Below are 20,213 nucleotides of genomic sequence, written 5' to 3' on the forward strand. Positions count from 1 at the left end.
TACGAGGTGCCCATGGCCCCTCCTTTGATCACCCTGAAAGACATCCACTTAACATTTGGCGGCACGCCACTATTGGAAGGCGCGGAACTCACCGTCGCGCCCGGCGATAAAATCTGCCTTGTCGGACGCAACGGCTCCGGCAAGTCGACGCTACTGAAAATCGCGGCCGGTCTCGCCGATCCCGACAAAGGGGAACGCTTCGTGCATCCCTCTGCCAGCGTCCGCTATCTTCCGCAGGAAGTGGACTTCGCGGGTTTCGCCAACGTCCGAGATTATGTCGTCGCAGGTCTTGGTTCAGCTGACGACCCCTATCAAGCCGAGTATCTCCTCGCTGAACTCGGGCTAACGGGAGAGATGGACCCGCAAAAACTATCGGGCGGCGAAGCGCGCCGTGCAGCTCTCGCCCGGGTGATAGCAGCAAGGCCCGACGTGCTCCTTCTTGACGAGCCGACGAACCATTTGGATCTCACCGCCATCGAATGGCTGGAGAGCACGTTGCTCGGCATGCGATCAGCACTGCTCCTGATTAGCCACGACCGGAGGTTTTTGGAAAATCTCTCGCGGGCAACCGTTTGGCTCGATCGAGGCAAGACGAGGCGGCTCGACCAGGGCTTCGGCGCTTTCGAAGACTGGCGCGACAAGGTGCTTGAGGAGGAAGAGATCGAGCGCCACAAGCTCGATCGCAAAATCGTTCGAGAAGATCAATGGATGCACGGCGGCGTCACGGGGCGGCGCAAGCGAAATGTTCGCCGCGTCCGCGAGCTTCGTACCATGCGCCAGGAAGTACGCGAACAACGCCACGTGGTCGGCAACGTTCGGCTCGATGTCGCGGAAGGCAGCACCTCAGGAAAGCTCGTCGTCGAAGCGATAGGCATCTCGAAAAGCTACGCAGACCTGAACATCGTCAAGGAGTTGAACCTTCGCATTATGCGAGGCGACAGGCTCGGCATCGTTGGCCCCAACGGTGCCGGCAAGACGACCCTGATCAAGTTGCTGATAGGGCAGGAGACACCAGACTCCGGCACGATCCGTCACGGAGCCAATCTTGAGGTCGTTGCACTCGATCAGCGGCGTGACGAACTCGACCCCAATTGGACCGTGTCCGACGCGCTGACGGGCGGAAGAGGTGATCAGGTCGTTATCAACGGCAAGGCTCGCCATGTTGCGAGCTATATGAAGGATTTTCTTTTTCTTCCCGAGCAGCGTTTGTCCCCAATTAGGGTCCTCTCCGGAGGAGAACGGGCACGGCTGATGTTGGCGCGAGCGCTTGCAAAACCATCGAACGTCCTAGTCCTCGACGAGCCGACGAACGATCTGGACCTCGAAACCCTTGATCTACTGCAGGAGCTGCTGTCGGACTATTCCGGCACGATTCTGCTGGTGAGCCACGATCGCGATTTCCTTGATCGTATTGTCACGAGCGTATTAGCCCCCACCGGCAACGGTGAATGGACGGAATATGCCGGCGGCTATTCAGATATGCTGGCGCAGCGCAAAGGCGATACTCTCCGTAAGGAGCCACGATCGCCAGCAACATCCTCTGGTTCAGCGCCCCCGAACGCCGAGACCGCTGCTCGGCAGTCCCGCCAAAAATTGTCATTCAAAGACAAGCACGCGCTCACCACCTTGCCGGACGAGATCGCGAAGCTCGAAGCGGAGATCAAGAGTCTCGCGGCTAAACTCGCGGACGCGAACTTGTTCGCCAAGGACCGCCCCGCTTTCGAAAAGGCGACCGCGCGGCTTGGAGAGGCCCAGGCTCGATTGGAGGCCGCGGAAACCCTATGGCTCGAACTTGAAGAAAGACGCGAAGCGCTGGAAAATCCCGGCTGATCGCACAAACAAAAGCGACGACCGAATGCTCGGTCGTCGCTCCCAGTTCGACCTAAGCCGACATCATCTGATTAGATGAGGTCGATCTCAGCCGGAAGATAGCTGGTCACTTCGAGACCAACTTCCTGCTCACGAACTTCGGGCTTCGACCACGTCTTCATGGGTTCCTCCAAGACTGGTTAGTCCACGCTTCAACGGCAGCCTTCCTACAGGACTTCGGCAGCAACCGGCCAATCGAATTTCCGATAAGCAGCCATAAGCGACCCTAATAACAATATAACAGTTGGCACTCGGGCGACGCGAAATGCCCCCTATTGTTTGGCCGCCCATTGATCTTTGACCTCGTCGCAGCGCTTGCCAATGAAGGTGTTCACTTCTTCGACAATCGAGCCCGAGAGAATGTTCACGGTATTGTCAGCGGCCGTGGCAGTCCAAAGAGCGCTTTTGATCAGAGTTGGAGCCTCGATCTTACCCCAGTGCGCTTCCGCCTTTACGGCTTTGCCGTTCTCGAAAAACACCTTCGGCGCCAGCTCGAATGAGAAATCAGTTGCGCCTTGCTTATCGCTGGCGATCGAGCAGACGACTTTATGCTGGGCGAGTTGCAGCTCCGCTTTGGGCTCGCTCATCGCCTTCACCAGGTCCCCGCGCTTGATGTTGAGGTCGGTGGAACAATGCGCGCCTTCGTATGGCCAACTCACCTTGACCTTGCCCACCAGCTTAACCAACTGCTCCTTGCGCCAGCTTTTGATCACATGGCAGGCGATGTCACCGGTAGATTCCTTTGAGTGGAAGGCGCGACAGAGGTCGATCTTGCAGGCCTGGCGGGCATCCTTTTCCGCCTTCTCCTCCGGCGTAAGCGGGCCATCCGGGTCGCCGAGAACGCTCCCGGAGTCGCCGGCAGGTTTCGTGGCAGCAGTCTCTGCCGCCGCCTGTTCGGCCGGCAACAGGGGGAGCAAAGACAACATCGAGGCGAGCAGGACGGTGACGGGCTTCATGAATTCCCCACGCGAAAATAGAGCTGAAAAGGCGGAGCGTCTTCGCGGGTCACGCGGGCGGTACTAAGGCGGAATTCCGAACCTTGGTAATTTTCCTCCCCCTGCGGCTCCGCGGACACGGCCGACCGTGCCAGGATGCTTGAAGAGCAGTCTCCGGTCCCCATATCTTGCCTATGTCGCCGGGCCAATGGCCGGCGACAGGGATGGCCCGAGGGCATCCGTTAATAGGAACGTCGGTCGCTTACTTAAGGACCTTCAAATGACTCGTCTGACAGCATTGTCCAATCCTCTTCTCCTGGGTTTCGAGGAAATCGAGAGGTTGGTTGATCGCGCCACCAAAGGCGGCGACGGCTACCCTCCTTACAACATCGAACGGATCGCCAAAGAGGCGGACGCGGGGGAGCTCTTGCGCATTACTCTGGCAGTCGCCGGCTTTACCCGCGATGAGCTTGAGGTAACGCTCGAAGACAAGCAGCTCACGGTCCGAGGCAGGCAGCAGGAAGATAAGTCTCGGGATTATTTGTACCGCGGCATCGCGTCCCGACAGTTTTCCCGGACGTTCGTTCTGGCCGATGGAATCGAAGTCAAGAGCGCGCAGCTTGCGAACGGACTTCTTGCCGTGGATCTCCAGCGGCTTGAACCGGAACGCCTCGTGCGCCGTATTGAGATCGGGACTGCCAACGCCGCTAAAAGCCAGCCCTAACCTGAGTCTTTCCCGTCACAGCGCCGGCGACCGAATCGTCGGAGGATCGGAGCAGACGAGCGGATCGGGATACCCCCTAGAAGGGTTATCATACTGAACTGCGACGAGAGCCCGACCTCGACACAAGGAGGAAGAGCGTCATGAATACTAAGGCAACAGTGAAAGTCCCCGATCTGCACGACACCGTCGGGCCGGTTATGAGCGAACTTGAGCTTGCACGGCTCGGTGGCGGCGAGGTCGCTTACATCAAGACGTTAACCTCCGATGAAGCGCTCGAGATGTTTCCTCAGATCGAAGGCCTGCCCAAGGGGATCCCGCTGTTCTCCCTGCATGCCGCCGACGGTACGCCGATTGCGCTAACTGATACGCTTCAAGCGGCCATTGGGCACGCTCAGGAGGACGAATTGTCAATCGCTCCCCTGCACTGAGGGGCGGTGTTTTCTGGGCTCAGCCCACCCATAGGGCCGCTAAACGGCGGCCCGATGGTTGGCAGGGCTTACGGATGGTAGCTGGCGTACTGCCCGCGGGGCCGGAAGCGCTCCAGATAATCGGGGACGATGCCTTCGATCGCCGCGGGGTGCGGGACGTCAAGCGCCTCGAGCGTCCGCCCTTCGCGCTTCGCGCTATCCGAAACAATGTTGTCGGACTGCAGCAATCTCACCTGGTCTAAAGTCATCGGGCGTACCGCGTTCGGGAGCGGCCAGGTCAATGCGGCGATAAGCTTGGCCGCCCAGAACGGCACCGGCAGAAGCAGGCGCTTGCGCTCCGAATATTCAAGGATCACCCTGAGAAGATCTTTGAAGCTCCAAACCTCCGGTCCGCCGATTTCGTAAATCGTCCCTGGGACGCCGCTACCAGTCCCCGCTGAGGCGGCGGCATGCCCGAGGTCGCCTGCAAACACTGGCTGAAACTTGGTGCGCCCGCCTCCGATAAGCGGGAGAAATGGACTGATGCGCGCGAGAGCCGCGAAGCGATTAAAAAACTCGTCTTCTGGGCCAAAAACGATCGATGGTCGGAGAACGATCGCCTGAGCAAACGCCGCGAACGTTGCATCTTCACCAAGTGCCTTCGTCTGCGCGTATTTTGCGGGCGAGGCTTTGTCAGCCCCAATCGCAGAGATGTGAACCAGTCGCTGAGCGCCGGCCTCACGGGCAGCGCGAGCCACGTGCCCTGCTCCTTCTGTGTGGATGGCATCGAAGGTCTGCGCACCAGTTGGGGAAAGAACCCCAACCGCGTTCACGACGACGTCAGCGCCCTCTACAGCCCTCGCGACCGAATCTGGGAATCGAAGGTTTGCCTGGACCGGAAATATTTGACCAACCACCCCCATGGGTTGCAGATAACCCGCGAGGTCAGGCCTTCTAACCGCAGCGCGAACGCGATAGCCCTTCCGCGCAAGCGACCACACGATGTGACGCCCGACGAAACCGGAGCCTCCGAAAACAGTGGCTAGTTTCCCGTTCTCTGCCATCGCAATCCTCGTCGCGTCGCTTCAGTTCTTCAAGCAAGGGATCATCTATCCCATCGAAGCACCCACTGTGAAGCTTCGGAAAGCCGCGGTAGCCGCCAAAACGGCTGTGGCGCCGGGCGATGGGAGCGGTCCATTGGCCGCGATCACCACTCAATTGACTTCCGGCGCGGTACAATTTACCTCACACCCATAAGCCCAGATGGCGGAATTGGTAGACGCACTAGTTTCAGGTACTAGCGCTCACAAGGCGTGGAGGTTCGAGTCCTCTTCTGGGCACCACACCCGTCCGTAAACCCTGCCGAAAGGCCCGAAACATGGGTCTTGCGAGACATCAAGATAGACCGTTAGTTAGTCAGCTTCTTAGTTAGTGTTGAGCCGCTGGGAAGGGCTCTGCCGTGTCAGTTGCGGTATGCTTTATTACGACTATGCGACACTAAATGGAGCGGGTCTAGCGTTCGGGCTGGACCGTCTGCTTCTCCGGATCATCTCTGGCTGTCACCGGGCTCCATGTAATGGAGGCCTGGTCATGTCCACCTGTATCCCCTCAAGAGTCCGCCTGGACAGGCACAAACCTTCGCCGCCGTCTCCGTAGCCAGAGCGCGCCTAGCGCCATTGGCAAGATCTCGGCTTCTTTCTTTGCACGCTCGGCTTCGCTCGCACTGCCGCCCTTTCCCTCGGTCACGATGCGAAGCAAAAAGCGCCGATCACGCGTGAAAATGACCGGCGCTCCTCAGGGAACGGCGATGTTTGCTAGCAATCAACACCACCAACTGCGATTGTAGTGATGCAATCACCTGCTGTCCAGGGCTCGGCCGCCAAGGAATTTGTTTGCGTACTGTAAATCACGCTGGGCTTTCGGCTCGGGCGCTGAAAGTAGTGGCTTGCTGTAGAGGGTGTCGTCGCCGTTCTCGATGCGGGCCGGGACCGGAACCCACCGAATTTGCATGCTGAGATTCCACACGGGGCCGGTCCGGAAGAACGACCGCGATGGTGGCCAGCATGGACCTGATGAAAGAAAGTTTACGGAGCTTTTAGCCTCGTGGACTTGGGTCGAGATTTCAAAGGTCTAAGGCTTCAAACTCGTCGAGTATCGGACAGTCTGGCCGGTCGTCTCCGCGGCAGCGTTCCGCCAGATTGGCAATGGTTTTTCTGATTGCAGTCAGTTCCGCGATCTTGCGATCGATTTCGGCGACATGCGCCAGCGCAATCTTCTTTACCTCACGGCTCGTGCGGCGCCGATTGCGATAAAGCGCGAGGAGGTCGGTGACTTCCTTTAAGGAGAAGCCCAAGCTCCTCGCGCGGTGAATAAAGCGCAGCGTTTGCACATCGGAGTCACTGTAAGTGCGGTACTTGTTCTCGCCACGCAGCGCGCGGCCAATTACGCCTGCATCTTCGTAGTATCGGATTGTCTTCGCCGGCACGCCCGAACGCTGAGCCACTTCGCCGATGGTCATGCCTATGTGATCGGACATTCTACGCTCTGCCTCCTGCCTGCGGTCGCCAGCGACGCAACAAAAGCGCATTGGCGACAACGGTGACGGACGATAGCGCCATCGCGGCACCTGCGATCATCGGGCTGAGCAAGCCAAATGCCGCGGCCGGCATGGCGACGACGTTGTAGAAAAAGGCCCAAAAGAGTCCTTGGCGTATCTTGCGGTACGTGGCCTTGCTGACCGCAATGGCATCGCCAATCAGCAACGGATCGCCACGCATGAGCGTGATTCCCGCTGTCTGCATGGCGACATCCGTGCCCGTCCCCATCGCGATGCCGACATCTGCCGCGGCAAGAGCCGGCGCATCGTTGACGCCATCCCCCACCATGCCGACATGTCGACCGTCGGCCTGAAGACGTTCGACTTCCACGGCCTTACCGGCGGGAAGGACGCCAGCAAGGACATTCGCAATGCCAAGCTGGCTGGCGATCGCATGCGCGGTGCGTTCGTTGTCCCCGGTCACGAGAATAGTCTCGATACCGGCCTTGAGAAGATTGTCGACTGCCAGACGCGCGGTCTTCTTGATGGGATCGGCGACAGCAAGGATGCCTAAGAGCTTCGGCGCGGCATCAATCGCTCCGATCCACATCACGGTTCGACCCTGCTCCTCAAGCTTCGACGCCGTATCGGCCAGGTCGTCATATTTGACACCGTGTTGTTCCATCAGGCGACGATTGCCTATCGCCACCTCTGCGCCACCGACCGTCGCGGTCAATCCAAGGCCACCATGGCTTTGAAAATGTTCGATCGACGGCAGCTTCAGGTTGGCCGCTTTGGCAAGCACCGCACGGGCTAGGGGGTGCTCGCTTCCGGTTTGTGCCGCAGCCGCCAAGGTAAGCAATTCCTGCTCGCTTACTCCTAAGGGAACGATGTCCGTGACGGCCGGCTTTCCCTCGGTCACGGTGCCAGTCTTGTCCAAAATCACCGCATCGAGCTTGTGCACGCGTTCGAGCGCCTCGATGTCCCGGATGAGAATGCCGGCCCGTGCCGCGGCGCCGGTGCCGACCATCAGGGCGGTCGGCGTTGCAAGGCCAAGCGAACAAGGGCACGCGATCACCATAACGGATACGGCAGCTATGACGCCTCCGCCAAAGTCTCCGGCGATCAGCCACCAACCGAGAAATGTCACCAGCGCAACCAGAAGGACAACCGGAACGAAGATTGCCGACACGCGATCGACCAGACGCTGCAACGGCGCCTTCTTCGTCTGGGCATTCCCGACAAGGGCAATGATCTTCGACAACGTCGATTGCGCGCCGAGCGCACTCGTTCTTACGCGCAAGAGCCCGCCGCCGTTGATCGAACCCCCAATGACCTTGTCGGTGACAGTCTTGGCGACGGGGAGGCTTTCGCCCGTCAGCAGGCTCTCATCGACATCGCTGCGGCCGGATAAAACGACGCCGTCGACAGGCAGCTTTTCGCCAGGCCTCACAACCACGACATCGCCAAGGGAGATAGCGGACACCGGCACGTCGATTTCGCCGCCGTCACGTTCGATGCGCGCCCGCTCCGGGCGAAGCGATAGCAATGCCCGTATGGCGGCCGTCGTCGAGCGCTTGGCGCGCAGCTCAAGCCACTTGCCCAGGCTGATGAGCGCAATCACGACCGCGGACGCCTCAAAGTAGAGATGTCCGTCTTTCAGTCCGGCGAGCAGCAAATAGACGCTATAGAAATATGCCGCAGAGGTGCCGAGCGAGACCAGTAGATCCATGTTGCCGGTTCCGGCACGCAGGGCCTTCCAGGCAGCGACGTAAAACCGTCCCCCAATAATAAATTGCACGGGCGTCGCCAGCGCAAAGGCAAGCCATCCCGGCAGCACGATTCCGACCATGGACAGCAACAAGGGCGCGCTGAGCAGGAGCGCGAGTGCCACACGCCATGTCTCGCGGCGCTGACGTTCTTCCTCGGCTGCTTCGATTTGGCGATCGCGCGCATCGTCTCCGGTCAGGAGATCGCCGTCATAGCCCGCGCGCTTGAGCGCGGCGACGAGGTCGGCCGGTCGCAACAGACCGGAAATCCCTTCGACGGTTGCCTTTTCGCTCGCGAGATTGACCTCGGCGCGGGTGACGCCCGGAACGGCCAATAATGCTTTTTCGACGCGGCCGACGCACGTCGCGCAGGTCATGCCGGAGATCGCGAGTTCGCGTTTTTCGCGGCGTATCTCGTAACCCGCTTTAGCTACCGAGTCGGCGAGCGCATCCGCATCGGTCAGTGCGGGATCGAAATGCACATCGGCCTGCTCGCTCGACAAGTTGACGACCGCCGCGACGCCCGGCAGCGCGCCAAGCGCTTTCTCAACGCGACCGACGCAGGACGCGCATGTCATCCCTTCGATGGGTAAGACGACGTGTTGGGTGTCGGCCTCAATCGTGTCACGAACATTCATGGTGGGGTCCGTTCATGTGCTGGATGACAGTTGGGCGCCAAAGCCTGCGGCTTGAACGGCAGCGACGAGGGCTTCCGGCCGCGCCGTTCCCTGGACGATGGCGCGTGCTGTGCCGAGATCGACCACCGCGTGATCGGTGCCGGAGACCCGCGACAACACCTTTTGGACGGTGTTGGCACACCCTTGGCACGTCATGCCGGTGATCGCGAGTGTCAGTTGGCCCGTCTCGACTTTCTGCTTGTCCATGAGTGAATCCCTGGGTTCCAGTCAGCTGGAAGGTAGATAGGCCTTCCAGTAGATGGAAGGTCAAGGCCTTAGAAACAGGCCTCTACCTGATCGCCTCGATAATCTTCACGACGTCGAGATAGACGTTTTCAACGCGGCGGAGGCGGAAACACGCCTTCTGCACATTGCCGACAGTGTCGCGGTTCAGTTCCGGTCCAATTTTCCTGGTGAGCGGGGTCATCAGATCGAGCATGACGGCGAGTGGTCCGATCGTGCTTCGGACATGCTCGAACATGAGAATCTGGCCACCGGGTTTCAGCACGCGATGCAATTCGGCGAGTCCTGCAATAGGGGTCGGCACCGAGCAAAAGGTAAAGACCGTGGCAACGGTGTCGAAGGTATCGTCAGGATCGTCCAATTGACGGACGTCCGCCTGGAGAAGCTCGATGTGTCCATCATAAGCCGCCGCTTTTGGCCTTGCCCGCTCCAGCATCTTCGGACTTATGTCGATCGAGATGACGTCCTTGCCTGGCGGTAGAAACTTGAAGTCGTTGCCGGTGCCGGCTGCCACATGCAGTATCTTGCCCTGGACTTTGCTGAGCATGCGCCGTTTGTCTGGGCCTAACCTCTTATCTTCGGCAAACGAAACAATATCGAACGTCCTACTCGCGTTATCCCATTTCTTTTGCGTCTCAAAATCCGTCGCGTGTTCCGTCATTTTCCGGTCTCCAGCACCGGTCCGCGCAGAGCGCGGTTATAAAGTTTGACGGCGGCGGTCACGACGATACCGAAGACGGCACCGACGGCGCCCGCGGCAAGTAGCGTGCGCGAGCCTGCGGCCATGGAGTCGCGCATCGCGAACAGCATTCCTCCGTACATACCTGTCAACGATCCGGGCACCATCGTCTCGAACATTCCCAGTATCGGAGCGAGCGAAAACCCGATGACGACGTGCACAATGAGACCCACGCCCATTCCGATGAGCATGGCGATCACCATGTCCATCCCAGGCCAGACGATAAGGCGCGCGGCAAGCGAGGTCGCGACGCCGATCAAGGCACCGGCAACATAGTCCCCAATCGCAAACAACATCGGCGCCTCCTCGCGGTGTCTAGTCGGTTACGTCGACTTCGGCCATCCAGCTGCCCATACTGCAGGTGATCTGCGCGACGCCCGTCTCTGTCGGCGTGAACCTCGCCCTGACCGTGCCGACGGCCATCGGGATCGTAACGTTGTATTTGGGAATGACCCATACGGACATACAGCCTCCGAGCGGCACGTGATCGTTGATCGTAAGTTCCACCGGTGCGCCCTTTTTGACCGTGACGGACTGCGGATAGATGCCTCGCTCTTCGGAGACATCGAGCGAAACTTTCTGAACGTTCGCGCATGCGCTCGGTGAGCTACATTCGGGTACATTCGCCGACGGTGTCTCCTCGACCTTCGCAGGAACGATCCCTGCGGTGTTGGGCACAACCTCGAAGCTTGCTCCCCATGTCGTCATACCCATCGAGCAGCTGAATCCGATAGAACCCGTCTCTTTCGGCACAAACGTTACGACGGTCGGAGCGCTAGGACTGAGGTATTTCGCGAGGCCGAGGCTTGGAACCACCAAGACCTGTGCGCAGCCTACGGCTTGGCTGCCGTCTATGTGCCACTCGACCGGTACGCCTTGAACGACCTTGAAGTTCGCCGGTGTGTATTCGAGGCCGACGGCCTGCATATCAACGATTTGCTTACCGTTCACGACCCGGGCGGGCACGGCGGATTGCGCCAACCTGGATCGCGCGCCGATTGGATTCAGCAGCGAAGCCATATTGATGCCGGTAAGCGCCATGCCATTGTTGAAATTGAACGCGCCGACGAGGATGACCAACACGCCGGCAAATTTGACGAAATAGTGCTGAAAGTTGCCCTTCGCAAAGCTCGAAACGAGCGAAAGCGACATGAGCGTCGGCAATGTGCCAAGCGCGAACACCAACATGGTGAGCGCGCCGGTCGTCGCCTCTCCCTTGGAAAGCACGTAGAGTTGCAGCGCCTGCGTGAAGCCGCAAGGCAGGAAAAACGTCGAGGCGCCGAGCAGAAGTGGCGTGAACTTGCTGTCTTTCACGCTCAGATCGTGAATCTTGTGTGCAAGAACTTTCGGCAGCGTCGGCTGGAACCTGCGCATCCACGGAAACAGCTTGAGGAGTTGAAAGCCAAGAACGATCATCACAACGCTCGCGGCGATTGAGACAACGCCAGTGGCGCGTGTGGAAAGCGTCAGTGCCGAGCCTATGGCGCCGACCGCCCCGCCGAGTACAGTGTAGGAAATGAGTCTTCCGGCATTGAAATAGAGATTGGGTTTGAGCTTCTCGACGCCGGAAAGATCCGGAAAGCGTTCATTGTATTTTGCGGCCACCGCGAGAAGTAAGCCGCCTGTCACCGCGAGGCACGTCGACGTCGCGGCGACGAGGCCGATGAGAAATACAAAGCCGTAGCTCATGTCATCCGAAATCGCGAGCGTCGGCAGGACATTCAACTGCTTGAGGATGAGATACGCGGCAACGATCACGAGGAAAATGACGCCGATCTCGAGATAATTTTGCTGGGTGTTCTCGGGAACCGGCTTGATCGATTTTTCTTTGTTCGGAAATCGTGGCGAAAGGGTATAGCCGTGCTCCTTCAGCGCTTTTTGCAGATCGGCCAAAGGCGGCTTGCGATAGCAACGCAGTTCGGCCCTGCCGGTAACATGATCCGCGCGAACATGCGCAACGCCGTCAATTTTCTTGAACTCGCGCTCGATCAGCACCGCGCAATTGGCGCAATGCATCCCGTGGATTTGCAATGCTACTTCCCGCAATGACTTTTTCGACATGGTCGACTCTTTCAGGTGTCAGGGACGGACGAGCGTTGGATTGGCTACCTCGCGGTGTTCTGAGTGGCCGACGCCCGGTCGAGGGCGCCGTTCACGACATCGGCGGTTAGCAATTCGGGCAACGGTTCTCCATTCGGCCGTCCGGGTCCGTAGACGACATCAAACGGGACGCCATAACGGCCAAAGCTTTGGAGATATGCAGCCACTGCCGAGTTCGACTTTGTCCAATCTGCCCGCATAGCCACAACCGAGGTGCCGAAGAGGCGAGTTGAAATAGGCTCGCGATCGAGCGCCGTGGCTTCATTGACTTTGCAGGTCAGGCACCACGCGGCCGTCACGTGCACGAATACGACTCGTCTTTCCGCGATGAGCCGTTTGATTTCTGACAGATTGAAAGGGCGCCATTTGGTGGCGATGTCCGGGGGAGCCGCGGATGAGGCATTGGCGAAGACCGGTGCGAGCAGGGCCACCGCGACGAGGGCAACGTTGCTCGCTCTCAACCCGAGCGCTGCCGTGGGCGATGACTGTCGCGTGGATTGGAGTGCCAGCAGGAGAACCGCGGCCGCGAGCGTCGTCGCGGTGATAAGCGCAATGTTTGCGCCGACGAGCTCGGCCAACACAAAAAGCAGCCACGCCGCCGTGCCGACGAGGGCGAGCCCGAGAAGCCTTCGCAGGACAAGCATCCATGGTCCGGGTTTGGGCAGAAACCGAACCAAGCCAGGGAATGCCCCGATGATGAGGTACGGAGAAGCAAAGCCAAGCGCGAGAGCAGAAAAGACCGCGAATATTTCTCCAGGACCTGCAGCGAGTGCAAATCCGATTGCCGTGCCGACAAAAGGTGCCGAGCATGGCGTGGCCAGCAAAGTTGCGAAAGCTCCCGTCAGAAAGGCGCCCAGGAATTTATGCTGCTGACCGGCTGGTCCAGACGGCAGGGCGGCATAGACAAATTGAGGCAAGGAGATGGGCAACCAACCCCAGAGGTTCGCGGCGAAAAGCGTCGTCAACACCGCCATTCCCGCCACGAACCACGGCCACTGAAATTGGATGCCCCAGGCGATGACGTTGCCGCCCAACTTAAGTCCGGCCAGGACGCCGGCCAGAAGCCCGAACGACGCAAATATCCCCAAAGCCGTCGCCAAGAGCCCGAGACGTATTTGCCGGCGGCTCGCGCCTGCCTGACCGACGACCGCGAGCAATTTCAGCGACAGAACTGGCAGCACACAGGGCATGACATTGAGTATCAATCCGCCGAGGAGCGCGACCGCGAAAATCACAAACACTTCACTGTCGCTGTTTGCCGGCCGGCCGACTTTCGGCGTTGCGCTGAACTCAGCGGAGCGCCCGCCGTCTACGATCGTGAAGGTAAGAGGCCGCGCGGAAAGATACGCCGTGTCCGCGCCCTGAATGGGTATCGAGAAAAGCGCTTCCTGCCCCCAGGCGCCTAGACTGAGCTTCGGGCTGCCGGCCGAGCCTCGGTCAAAACCCTCGACAAAGATGTCCGGTGCCAAGAAAGGTTTGCCGCTTGAACGAAGACGGACGGTCAGGATCGCATCCGGCTCGTGAGGACTGACCGTTGCCGATTGCAGGATCAGACCGGCGGTTGAGCGCGGTCCGGGAATTTGCGCCGCGCTTTCAGCGACCAACGTTGCCTCAGGACTGGGTGTGGCGAGCCCGGCGGGCACGACGACGTCGAAGTTCGCCGCATAGGGTACGCACACTTCGGCGCAGGCGGCATATTCGACCGCCGCGTGGAGCTTCAGGGGTGCGCCGGGCTGCGTTAGTTCAAACGATATGGGAAATACGACGTGATGCTCGTAAACGTTATTCTGTAGATCGGAGACGACCAGCCGTTTTGGCGCGGGCCAAGAAATCCTCGCGCCTGCCAAGTTCTCGGAGCCAGTCCAATCGATGCCGAGGGGAACACCGGCATCGCCGGGTGTGCGCCAATAGGTATGCCAACCCGGCGCAAGTCGGATCTCGAGGCCTCCATCAATCGTCTTCGCGGAGCCGGTCGCTTGTACCGCCGTTATCAAGCGGGCAACAGCGTGGGCATCGCCCATCCATGGGGTCGCTGCCGCTTGCGCCATCTGCGGAAATGCGGCCAGGAGGAGAAGACTCAGCGCAAACGCGTTCTGCCAGCGGATCCGCGAGGCGCACGGCGCGCGCCAATTCTTTGATCTCGGATCGATAAGCGCGCAAAAAGAGACAAACAAGTTCATCCCCGCCGAGAAGGCCGTAGACGCGTTCATTCGAGAGCTCTCAGACATCGGCTCTAACCTTTGCGCGCTGTAGCAATCACGCGCTTCATCGTGTCGGTGTCGACCAAGGAGCGCACGATTTCCTTGCCGGCGATGAAGGTCGGCGTGCCCGAGATATGAAGGGCTTCCGCCAGTGCGAGATTGCGTTTGATCTGATCGTCGATTGCAGGTTCGTTCATGTCCTTTTTCAAACGCTCGACGTCGAGACCGACACTCGTCGCTATCTCCATGGCCGAGCTTTCAGTGATCTGCCCGCTGTACGTCATCATGGCCTTGTGGAAGGCGAGATATTTCCCCTGCTTCTGGCTTGCGAGTGCCGCGCGGGCCGCGAAGGCGGAGCCGGCGCCGAGGATTGGAAATTCCTTGAAGACGAGGCGCAATCCCTTGTCGGCCTGTTCGAGGTCATCGAGTATCGGCGCAGCCTTGCGGCAATAGGGGCAGTTGTAATCAAAGAACTCGACGAGCGTGACGTCGCCGTGCGCGTTGGCGCCGATTGGGGACGCGGGATCTTCGAAGACTTCGGCGCGCCGTTGCGTCAAAGCGGCGGTGCCCTCGCTTTCTTCCGCCGCAGCCTGACGGGACTGCAGAGTGTTGACAGATTGAACGATGGTCTCGGGGTTGGCGAGGATGTAAGCGCGAGCCTGGCGCTCGAAGCTGGCTTGCCCCAGGAGCGGGAGCGTGCCGGTGGCAAACAGCAAGGCCAGAGCGGACAGAGCAACCGATATCGCCGACAGAACGAGAGAAACGGTCACCAGCTTTCGGAAGCCTCGGCCTTGCTCCGCTGACGAAGATGAGGGATCGGGTGTATCTCGCATGATCAGAACATCTCCTTCAGCTTGCTCCAGAAGCTCGTATCGTGGTGCACGTGGGGCTCCTGCACCCGGTTGGTGAGCGCGTTGACGAACATCACGAGATTGAGCGGTTCGAATTGCAGTCCATGGAAGCGGGCGCGCATTCGGCCGTCCTGATCGATCACGTGGGTCACGATGCCGTGCATCTGCGTGCCATCGTCGCCCGCGGTGAACTTGAGACCGTAGGCCTCGGCGATCTTGCGGGTCGTGTTGTCGGGCTCTCCGGGTGAGGCCGTCAGAAAGGTCCAGTTGACCGGGTCCAAGCCGTGAGCCTTGCCGTAGTCGCGGAGCACCTGGCCGTTGTCGCGCTTCGGGTCGGTCGTGATGGTAACGAATTGGACCATCGCCTTCATCGGAGTCTGGTTGATCATGGACTGGATCTGGGCGATGCGCTCGGAGTGCAGCGGACACACGTCCCGACAGTGCGTGTAGATGAAATTGAGGATGACGACCTTGCCACGCAGGTCTGTGAGGCGGACGACGCGGCCGTCCGCGTCCTGCAACGTGAAGGCGGGGGCTTCGCTGTCGACCGGCTGGAAATATTGCTCCTTGTCGCGGAGGTTCTGGTCGATCTCTTCCAGCGAATGCGCCAGAACCGGCGCGGTGAATGCTGTCATCAAGGCAACGGCGACCACGGCTGGACCCACGATATGCATGACGTCACCGCGTCGGAGCGTCAGCGGACGCCCGATCGCCGCCTGGTTGCGGGGAGCAACACGACGTTCCGGTCGTCGGAAGCGAAGCCGAAGGAGCGGCCGGATCGGACGGTAGGGCGGCGGACGCGCTCCGGCTCGAGCGGCCGGCCATCTGCGTCATGCAAATCCCTAGCGCGCACATGACGGCGCAGGGCAACGCACTCAGAAGCAGGGGTGCAATGCCAGCCGCCACGAGCCAGCTCCAGTTGAAGCCGACGCCGAGAGCCAGCGCAGCGGCAGCGAGTACGATGAGGCCCCGCCGGCTGCGAAGAGCGCGGCCCAGATGGCCGAGGCGTGACTCGAGCGATGGTCCGGATGAAACGACCGTCGAATCCGAATTGGTCATGAGAGATCTTCCTTCTGTGAAAGGACGGCAAACCAGCCAAGTTTCTCGGCGATGATCGATTTCAAGAACGCGACCATATCCGGCGCGTCCCATTCGGGCGGCCCAACCACAGCCATGAACGCGACAACGGCGAGGGAGAGCCATCTCATGGCGAGCCTCCCTTCGCCTGCCGGCGCAGCCGCTCGACCAGCGGCAGGATCGTCTCGCTCAACGCCTGCTCGGTGACCGCACCGATCTGCTTGTAGGCGACGCGTCCATCGGCGCCGACGACGAAAGTCTCAGGCACGCCATAGACGCCCCAGTCGATGGCGACACGGCCGTCACGGTCGGCGCCAGTGCGGGTATAGGGATCACCTAGTGTGTTCAGCCACCGGGCGGCATCCTCGGGCCGGTCCTTATAGCTGATGCCATGGATCGGCACCGTCTTGTCCTGGGCCAAGCGCAGGAGGAGCGGGTGCTCGGCCCGACATTCGAGGCACCAGGAGGCGAAGACGTTGACGAGGGAGACCTCGCCGTAGAGGTCGCGGCTCGATAAGCCCAGCGTCCGGCCTTGGACGGGCGGCAAGCTGAACTTCGGCACAGGCTTGCCGACCAGCGTCGACGGAAGCTGGCTCGGATCACGTCCGATGCCCCAGGCGAAGATGGCGGCAAGCCCCCCGAACCCAATGGCGGGGATGGCATAGAGCAGCCGGCGCCGTGAGACGACGCCGGCCGAACTACTATCCATTTCTCCGGTACGGTCTGTTGTGATGTTGCGCGTCATCGCGTTGACCTCATGCGGTACTCAATCACTCCGCCGCGTAGACAGTCGGCGCGTTGCCGTCTTTCGTGACGGCATAAATCACGAACTTCTCCGTCTTGGCGCCGACCATGCCCGGTGAGCCAGACGGCATGCCGGGCAGCGTGATGCCGGCGATCGCGGGCTTTTCCGAGAGGAGCTTGCGGACAATGTCCACGGGCACGTGGCCATCAATCACATACCCATTGATGAACATGGTGTGGCAGCCTTCCATCCGTTCCGGCACGCCGGCCTTGCTGCTGATTTCGGCAAGATCGTTGGTCGGCTTCACCTCAACATCGAAGCCGTTGTGCCGCAGATAGGCGGCGTATTTCTCACAACAGCTGCACTGCGGGTTCTTGTAGAGGATCGCGTGGATCGGCTCGGCGATTGCCGGCGTCGAAAACGCGACCAGTGCGACGAAGCCGGCGAGGCGGGTGGTACGGTTCATGCTCTTTATCCATTGAGTAATCACAGTTCGGTTTCAGGCAACGCGCAGTACGGTCATCAGGCCGGACACCTGGTGGTCCATGACGTGGCAGTGCAGCATCCAGTCACCAGGATTGTCGGCGACGAAGGCGACCTCGACCGTGTCCCTCGGTGCCATCAGGACGGTGTCCTGCCATTGACGATGGGGTACCGGCGCACTGTTCCGGGTGAGCACCCGGAAGCTGTGGCCGTGGAAATGCATCGGGTGCCACCAGGCGGTCTGGTTGCGCAGACTCAACACGACGCTGCGTCCGCGCTGGAATGTGAGGGCGGGTTCCATGCCGGCATGACCGTCGCCGATCATCGACATCCCGTTGATGGCCCAGGCGGCACCGCCGCCCATGCCCATCATGCCACCGCCCATCATCCCGCCCATGCCTATCATGGTGCCGCCGCCCATCATGCCGCCCTGGAGCGTCAACTCGTGACGTTCGGCGGTGACGAGATCGGGGTCCGGAGAGGGATTGCGTGGCAGGTTGAGCGGCGCATCGAGAGGATGCCTGCGGAGCGGCGGCTTCTCTCCATAGGCGAGCTGCGTCAGCCAATACGACAGGCCGTCGTAGAAATCGTCGATGACGCGGTAGCGGCGCCCCGGCTCGCCCTGCATGTCAAGCACGACGTCGATACGCATGGCGGGACCGAGGAGAAGGCGGCCGCCTTCAGGCTCATGGGGCTCGCAGGGCTGGCCGTCGATCGCCACGATCACGGGCCTATGCCCTTCGAAGCGCAGCGCCATGATGCGCGCGAGCGACCCATTGACGAGGCGGAGGCGAATGCGCTCGCCGGCGCGGACCGGTTCCTCCTCCGACACCATGCCATTCAGTGTGACCGCGTTGCCGACCCGGCCAGACATCGCCGCTTCCATCTGGTTGCCGAACCCGGAGGCGATGTGGGCTTCAGACGTCAGGCGCCAGTCCGCCAGGAACCAGAGGATGTCACGGTCGACTGCGACGGGGACGCGCTCTTCGACGACGACGGCCCCGGCAAGGCCCCTGCCGAGCTGCTCGAGGCTGTTGGCGTGCGAGTGATACCAGAAGCTCCCTGCGTCAGGCGGCGTTAACGCGTATGTAAAGCTCTCGCCAGGTTTGATCGGCGGCTGGGTAAGGCCGGGCACACCGTCCATCGCATTCGGCAGCCGAATGCCGTGCCAGTGGACGGTGGTGTCCTGTTCGAGCCGGTTTTCGATGACGATGCGAGCCGGTTCGCCTTGACGCAGGTGGACGACCGGACCGGGCACCGTACCGTTGTAGGCCCAGACCTCGGTTTGCGGATTGCCCAGGCCCGCGAGACTCGCGCGGGTTGGCGCTGCGACGATCCGATAGCCGTTTGGCACATCGGCTCGCACCGGCCGCGACCGCAGCGCCCTGATTAACGCAAGACTGGCACCGGCCTGGAGCAAACTCCGGCGCGACACGCGGGTATTGGATTCGGTGTTCACGTTCGATACTTCCGATCATCGTGGATGACGGAACGCGTCGGCGCTTGATGATCTGTTATCACCACGTTGCCCGCTGCCTGCGAAAACAGGCGCGCACGCGTTCAATCGCCCGGCGCGGTCGCTAGAGGCGCGACGGCCGTGGCGTCAGCCGATGTCGGTGGGTTTCGGAGGGTAAGGATCGGGCGGCGATTCTCTTCCTCGAAGGAGCGGATCGCGCGCCGCATTGAAAATGGGTTTCTGAACGGTCGGAACGGACGCTGACTCCGAGAGCACCGCAAAGACCGGCGTCGCGCAGACAGCTCGGCAGGCCATCGTCTTCATGCCGTCATCGCCGCTGCCGAGACAGCCCTGACAACCGTCGTGTCCCGACATGACCATGTGGGCCACCATCGGCATTTTTGCCGACATGCCACTCGCCTCAATGACGGAAACGCCCATCCCCACGGTGACAAAGACCGCAAGGCACAAAGCGACGAGTTTTTGAGCCGACCAGCGTTTCATGGCAGCGCGCAGTATGGCGCCAAAATGGGCCAATAACAAGCCGTCGCGCGGCGGGATGGTGGATCAAATAGAGGTCCGCTGCCGGTTGAAAGTGTCAGTTTGACAATAGGGGCCGGCGCTCTGGCGGGCCCGTTTGTGATCCCCATGACACCACGTCGAGTCATCAATGTTCGCTATGACCCTTATCCACGGTTTCTTGTTCCTATACCGCGCTGAGAGCACGCGGCCCCACGAACGAGGCGTCGTGATCGCCATGACCGCAATTTATGCAGCACCGTGAACAATAATTGTTGACATGCACTGTAGACATTTTATTCGTGAATGCGAATTTCAATTTGGTTCGGTCAAGCGCGAGGCTCTGGTTGAGGGAACGAACGCGACAAGTGATGGCGTTGATCTGTGCGCTAGTCACCGCGGCTGCCATAACCGCCGCAGCGCCGGCGCGCGCCGGCAACGACGCCAACTTCGTGCTCTACAATCACTACATGGAGGAGAAGGGGGAGACCGAAATTGAGGTCTTCTCCGACTTCGCACGTGTTGGACAGGGCGAGAAGGACTACACCGCGCAACTCTTCGAAATCGAATACGGCGTCACAGATCTCTGGACGACATCCGTCTATCTTGAGGGCGCGAAGACCTACGGCGAGAACTACGACTACGCCAGTTTCCGTTTCGAGAATCGGGTTCGGCTGTTCAGAGAGGAAACGTTCTTCAATCCCGTGCTCTATGCCGAATACGAGCAGAAGGAGCCGGAAAGCCGCTATATCCTCTCTGTCGTCGGACGGACGGATACGCCGGAAAGTCCGGCGGGGACAGAACATGAGCTTGAGACAAAGCTCATTGTCGGACACGACATCACCGATCGCTTCAACGTCGCCTTCAACTGGATCAACGAGA

Annotated in this window: 22 protein-coding genes, 1 tRNA gene and 1 pseudogene; 6 read left to right on the forward strand and 18 right to left on the reverse strand. The window is 60.4% G+C overall.

Annotated features, from left to right (window positions below):
* The first annotated feature begins 12 nt into the window (after positions 1-12).
* Positions 13-1,830, forward strand: a complete 1,818-nt coding sequence (locus tag EKK30_RS05085) for an ATP-binding cassette domain-containing protein (RefSeq protein WP_290981217.1) — start codon at positions 13-15, stop codon at positions 1,828-1,830.
* 71 nt (positions 1,831-1,901) lie between these two features.
* Here the strand turns inward: EKK30_RS05085 and pqqA are convergent, their stop codons facing one another.
* Complete coding sequence (gene pqqA, locus EKK30_RS05090; RefSeq protein WP_045838205.1) at positions 1,902-1,991, reverse strand: pyrroloquinoline quinone precursor peptide PqqA; 90 nt, start codon at positions 1,989-1,991, stop codon at positions 1,902-1,904.
* 150 nt (positions 1,992-2,141) lie between these two features.
* Positions 2,142-2,825: a hypothetical protein gene (locus tag EKK30_RS05095; protein WP_290981223.1), complete on the reverse strand. Its 684-nt coding sequence runs from the start codon at positions 2,823-2,825 to the stop codon at positions 2,142-2,144.
* A gap of 259 nt (positions 2,826-3,084) precedes the next feature.
* On the opposite strand from EKK30_RS05095, the gene EKK30_RS05100 reads away from it, so the two are divergent.
* Together EKK30_RS05100 and EKK30_RS05105 are read left to right on the forward strand one after the other, a co-directional pair.
* Positions 3,085-3,528, forward strand: coding sequence for an Hsp20 family protein (locus EKK30_RS05100; RefSeq protein ID WP_290981226.1), 444 nt, complete (start codon positions 3,085-3,087; stop codon positions 3,526-3,528).
* A 140-nt stretch (positions 3,529-3,668) separates the two neighbouring features.
* The gene (locus EKK30_RS05105) at positions 3,669-3,956 is read left to right on the forward strand and encodes a DUF1150 domain-containing protein (protein WP_290981229.1); all 288 of its coding nucleotides are present in this window, start codon (positions 3,669-3,671) and stop codon (positions 3,954-3,956) included.
* A 68-nt stretch (positions 3,957-4,024) separates the two neighbouring features.
* Here EKK30_RS05105 and EKK30_RS05110 read toward each other — a convergent pair whose 3' ends face one another.
* Positions 4,025-4,999, reverse strand: coding sequence for a complex I NDUFA9 subunit family protein (locus tag EKK30_RS05110; protein ID WP_290981232.1), 975 nt, complete (start codon positions 4,997-4,999; stop codon positions 4,025-4,027).
* Here EKK30_RS05110 and EKK30_RS05115 point away from each other — a divergent pair.
* Positions 4,974-5,192: a hypothetical protein gene (locus EKK30_RS05115; RefSeq protein ID WP_290981339.1), complete on the forward strand. Its 219-nt coding sequence runs from the start codon at positions 4,974-4,976 to the stop codon at positions 5,190-5,192. The genes EKK30_RS05110 and EKK30_RS05115 overlap by 26 nt on opposite strands.
* Positions 5,193-5,278, forward strand: a tRNA-Leu gene (locus EKK30_RS05120).
* Positions 5,279-6,057: 779 nt separating this feature from the next.
* On the opposite strand, the gene cueR is transcribed toward EKK30_RS05120, so the two are convergent.
* From cueR to EKK30_RS05195, 15 genes are all read right to left on the reverse strand, one after another.
* A complete protein-coding gene (gene cueR / locus EKK30_RS05125; RefSeq protein WP_290981235.1) occupies positions 6,058-6,471 on the reverse strand; it encodes a Cu(I)-responsive transcriptional regulator in 414 nt (137 codons plus the stop codon).
* Between the two features lies 1 nt (position 6,472).
* The gene (locus tag EKK30_RS05130; RefSeq protein ID WP_290981238.1) at positions 6,473-8,878 is read right to left on the reverse strand and encodes a heavy metal translocating P-type ATPase; all 2,406 of its coding nucleotides are present in this window, start codon (positions 8,876-8,878) and stop codon (positions 6,473-6,475) included.
* Between the two features lie 12 nt (positions 8,879-8,890).
* On the reverse strand, positions 8,891-9,124 hold the full coding sequence (locus tag EKK30_RS05135) for a heavy metal-associated domain-containing protein (protein ID WP_290981241.1): 234 nt from the start codon (positions 9,122-9,124) through the stop codon (positions 8,891-8,893).
* Between the two features lie 82 nt (positions 9,125-9,206).
* Complete coding sequence (locus EKK30_RS05140; protein WP_290981244.1) at positions 9,207-9,821, reverse strand: class I SAM-dependent methyltransferase; 615 nt, start codon at positions 9,819-9,821, stop codon at positions 9,207-9,209.
* A complete protein-coding gene (locus tag EKK30_RS05145) occupies positions 9,818-10,195 on the reverse strand; it encodes a hypothetical protein (RefSeq protein WP_290981246.1) in 378 nt (125 codons plus the stop codon). The genes EKK30_RS05140 and EKK30_RS05145 overlap by 4 nt, the downstream gene beginning before the upstream one ends.
* 19 nt (positions 10,196-10,214) lie before the next feature.
* The gene (locus tag EKK30_RS05150) at positions 10,215-11,960 is read right to left on the reverse strand and encodes a sulfite exporter TauE/SafE family protein (protein WP_290981249.1); all 1,746 of its coding nucleotides are present in this window, start codon (positions 11,958-11,960) and stop codon (positions 10,215-10,217) included.
* Between the two features lie 44 nt (positions 11,961-12,004).
* Positions 12,005-14,209 carry a protein-disulfide reductase DsbD domain-containing protein gene (locus EKK30_RS05155; RefSeq protein WP_290981252.1) on the reverse strand — a complete coding sequence of 735 codons (2,205 nt, stop codon included), beginning with the start codon at positions 14,207-14,209 and terminating at the stop codon, positions 12,005-12,007.
* 23 nt (positions 14,210-14,232) lie between these two features.
* On the reverse strand, positions 14,233-15,033 hold the full coding sequence (locus EKK30_RS05160) for a DsbA family protein (protein ID WP_290981255.1): 801 nt from the start codon (positions 15,031-15,033) through the stop codon (positions 14,233-14,235).
* 2 nt (positions 15,034-15,035) lie between these two features.
* A complete protein-coding gene (locus tag EKK30_RS05165) occupies positions 15,036-15,725 on the reverse strand; it encodes an SCO family protein (protein ID WP_290981258.1) in 690 nt (229 codons plus the stop codon).
* 4 nt (positions 15,726-15,729) lie between these two features.
* Positions 15,730-16,110 carry a hypothetical protein gene (locus EKK30_RS05170; protein WP_290981261.1) on the reverse strand — a complete coding sequence of 127 codons (381 nt, stop codon included), beginning with the start codon at positions 16,108-16,110 and terminating at the stop codon, positions 15,730-15,732.
* Positions 16,107-16,259, reverse strand: a complete 153-nt coding sequence (locus EKK30_RS05175) for a hypothetical protein (protein WP_290981264.1) — start codon at positions 16,257-16,259, stop codon at positions 16,107-16,109. Before EKK30_RS05175 ends, EKK30_RS05170 begins: the two co-directional genes overlap by 4 nt.
* Positions 16,256-16,873, reverse strand: coding sequence for a DsbE family thiol:disulfide interchange protein (locus EKK30_RS05180; protein WP_366927320.1), 618 nt, complete (start codon positions 16,871-16,873; stop codon positions 16,256-16,258). Before EKK30_RS05180 ends, EKK30_RS05175 begins: the two co-directional genes overlap by 4 nt.
* A gap of 25 nt (positions 16,874-16,898) precedes the next feature.
* Entirely contained in the window at positions 16,899-17,339 is a 441-nt protein-coding gene (locus EKK30_RS05185; RefSeq protein ID WP_290981267.1) for a DUF411 domain-containing protein, read from the reverse strand.
* A gap of 33 nt (positions 17,340-17,372) precedes the next feature.
* A complete protein-coding gene (locus EKK30_RS05190) occupies positions 17,373-18,815 on the reverse strand; it encodes a multicopper oxidase family protein (RefSeq protein WP_290981270.1) in 1,443 nt (480 codons plus the stop codon).
* Positions 18,816-18,959: 144 nt separating this feature from the next.
* Complete coding sequence (locus EKK30_RS05195) at positions 18,960-19,316, reverse strand: hypothetical protein (RefSeq protein ID WP_290981273.1); 357 nt, start codon at positions 19,314-19,316, stop codon at positions 18,960-18,962.
* 386 nt (positions 19,317-19,702) lie between these two features.
* Between EKK30_RS05195 and EKK30_RS05200 the strand changes: the two are divergent.
* A pseudogene (locus EKK30_RS05200) lies at positions 19,703-20,213 on the forward strand (hypothetical protein); the annotation flags it as partial.

The organism is Hyphomicrobium sp. (assembly GCF_003987855.1).
Lineage (GTDB): Bacteria > Pseudomonadota > Alphaproteobacteria > Rhizobiales > Hyphomicrobiaceae > Hyphomicrobium_B.